Genomic DNA, 2,263 nt, shown 5'->3' with positions numbered 1-2,263 from the left:
CCCCCCCCCCCCGGCGGGGGGGGGGCCCACTGCCATTTTCCCCAACCCCCGTGCGGCCCCCCCCGCCGCGGGGACTCCGGGTCAGACCGCTGCCAGTGCCTGTTCGAAATCGGCGATCAGGTCGTCGGCATCCTCGATACCCACTGAAATGCGCACGAGGTTGTCGGTGATGCCCAGCATCGCCTTGCGCTCCGGCGGGACGGACAAGTGCGTCATCGCCGCCGGGTGGCTGGCGAGCGTTTCGGTGCCGCCAAGGCTGACCGCCAGCTTGGCGATCTTGAGCGAGTCGAGGAAGCGGAAGCTCTCCGCCTCGCCGCCCTTGATGAACACCGAAAAGGTGCTGCCCGCGCCGGTGCAGTGGCGGTTGTAGATGTCCTGCTGACGCGGATCGTCGATATCGCCAAGGTAACCGAGGCCGTCGACCTTGGGGTGGCCCTTGAGGTAAGCGCAGACCTTCGCCGCGTTCTCGCCCGACCGGGTCATGCGCAGTTCCACTGTCTCCAGGCTGCGCAGCAGCATCCAGGCGGTGTTGGGATCGAGGATCGTGCCCATGGTGTTACGCAGCATGCGGATGGGATCCATCCAGCGTTTCGCCCCGGTCAGGCCGCCCGCGACAAGGTCCGAGTGACCGCCGGCATATTTGGTCAACGAATAGACAACGATATCCGCGCCATGCGCCAGCGGGTGCTGCCACAGCGGGCCGAGGAAGGTGTTGTCGATGGCGATCGGGCAATCGGCCCCGAGCATCGCATCACGCGCGGCGGATACCGCCTCGATGTCGACGAGGGCATTGGTCGGGTTCGCCGGGCTTTCGAGATAGACCATGGCGACCTTGCCGCCCTGCGCTGCGGCCAGATCCTTGCCCTTGGCCAGCGCCGCCTCGATTTCGGCGGGTTCAGCCCCCGCGGGAAAGTCGACATAGCCGATGCCGAAGCGCGACAGGGTCTTGGCGATGAAGCCCTCGGTCGCGGCGTAAAGCGGGCCGGAATGGACGATCACGTCGTTCTGATTGCAGAAGGCGAGGAGCAGGGTGGCGATGGCCGACATGCCGCTGGAGAATACCAGCGCCTCTTCAGCGACATCCCACAGCGCGAGGCGTTCTTCGAGGATCTGCTGGTTCGGCCCGTTGAAGCGCGAATAGACAAGGCCATCGCTGCCGCCCGGGCGCTTGCCGGTGATGCCTTCGAAGAACCGCTTGCCTTCCGCCGCGCTGGGGAAGGCGAAAGTCGAGGTGAGGAAGATCGGCGGCTTCAGGCTGCCTTCGGAAAGCGCGGGGTCATAGCCATAGCCCATCATCAAGGTGGAGGGCTTCAGCTGGCGATTGCCGATCGTGGTGTCTTTGGATGATTTTGCCATAATGGTTTCTCTTGTAACCATGTTGGCCATGCTTGGCGAGCAGCTATTGCTATTGCGACAAAATAGGTGCGCTATGCGCTCGGGTCGCAGGGGGATACGAAACATGCCTGACACGACACGACTTCTTTCCATGGCGCTGACTGTGTTCGGCGTGATCTTTTGCCTGATCTATCCGCTGGCGATGTTCTGGCCGTCTGGCTGGGCCTGGCACGAAGGCGTTCCCGCCTCGGACAACTATTTCATGATGATCGTCGGCATCTATGCCACCTTGGGGGTCTTCCTGATCCGCGCGGGGCGCGACCCGCTCGCCAATGCTTCGCTGATCTCGTTCACGATCTGGTCAAGCGTCGTCCACGCCGCGGTCATGGCCTTCCAGTCGGGCCGCGACCCGATGCATGCCGGCCATATGCTGGGCGACGTTCCGGCTTTGCTGCTGGTCGCCGTTGTGCTCGGCGTGCTGATGAGCAAGGCCAAGTCGAAGCGCTAATGTCGGCCTGATACGAAAAAGGGCGCACCCTGCGGTGCGCCCTTTTTTCGTCCCGCTACCGGGAACCGGCCTTACTTCGGTGAAATCACCATCAGCATCTGGCGGCCTTCCATGCGGGGATAGGCTTCGATCTTGGCGATCTCGGCGGTATCTTCCTGCACGCGGCGCAGCAGGTTCATGCCCAGCTGCTGGTGCGCCAGTTCGCGGCCACGGAAGCGCAGGGTCACCTTGACCTTGTCGCCTTCGCCGATGAACTTGTGGATCGCCTTCATCTTCGTCTCATAGTCATGATCGTCGATGTTCGGACGCATTTTGATCTCCTTGATCTCCTGCGTCTTCTGGGTCTTGCGGGCGAGGTTAGCCTTCTTCTGCGCCTCGTAGCGGAACTTGCCGACATCGAGGAACTTGCAGACCGGCGGA

3 protein-coding genes are annotated in these 2,263 nt (G+C 63.0%); 1 reads left to right on the top strand and 2 read right to left on the bottom strand.

The window, feature by feature from the left end:
* Positions 1 to 81: 81 nt before the first annotated feature.
* Complete coding sequence (locus tag RMO89_RS14300; protein WP_310533920.1) at positions 82 to 1,356, bottom strand: cystathionine gamma-synthase family protein; 1,275 nt, start codon at positions 1,354 to 1,356, stop codon at positions 82 to 84.
* Between the two features lie 103 nt (positions 1,357 to 1,459).
* Here RMO89_RS14300 and RMO89_RS14295 point away from each other — a divergent pair, with 103 nt between their 5' ends.
* Positions 1,460 to 1,843 (top strand): DUF6632 domain-containing protein, encoded by a 384-nt coding sequence (locus tag RMO89_RS14295; protein ID WP_310533919.1) that lies wholly within the window; start codon positions 1,460 to 1,462, stop codon positions 1,841 to 1,843.
* 71 nt (positions 1,844 to 1,914) lie between these two features.
* Here RMO89_RS14295 and infC read toward each other — a convergent pair.
* The coding region (infC, locus tag RMO89_RS14290) for a translation initiation factor IF-3 (RefSeq protein WP_310533918.1) at positions 1,915 to 2,263 on the bottom strand (349 nt) is incomplete at its 5' end.

It is taken from the genome of Novosphingobium sp. (genome assembly GCF_031424035.1).
Taxonomy (GTDB): Bacteria; Pseudomonadota; Alphaproteobacteria; order Sphingomonadales; family Sphingomonadaceae; genus Novosphingobium.
This window is presented reverse-complemented; position numbering and strand designations above follow the sequence as displayed.

Excerpts from the sequence above, each read along its gene's own strand:
- RMO89_RS14300 (WP_310533920.1), bottom strand. The coding sequence starts at position 1,356 with ATGGCAAAATCATCCAAAGACACCACGATCGGCAATCGCCAGCTGAAG.
- RMO89_RS14295 (WP_310533919.1), top strand. The coding sequence starts at position 1,460 with ATGCCTGACACGACACGACTTCTTTCCATGGCGCTGACTGTGTTCGGC.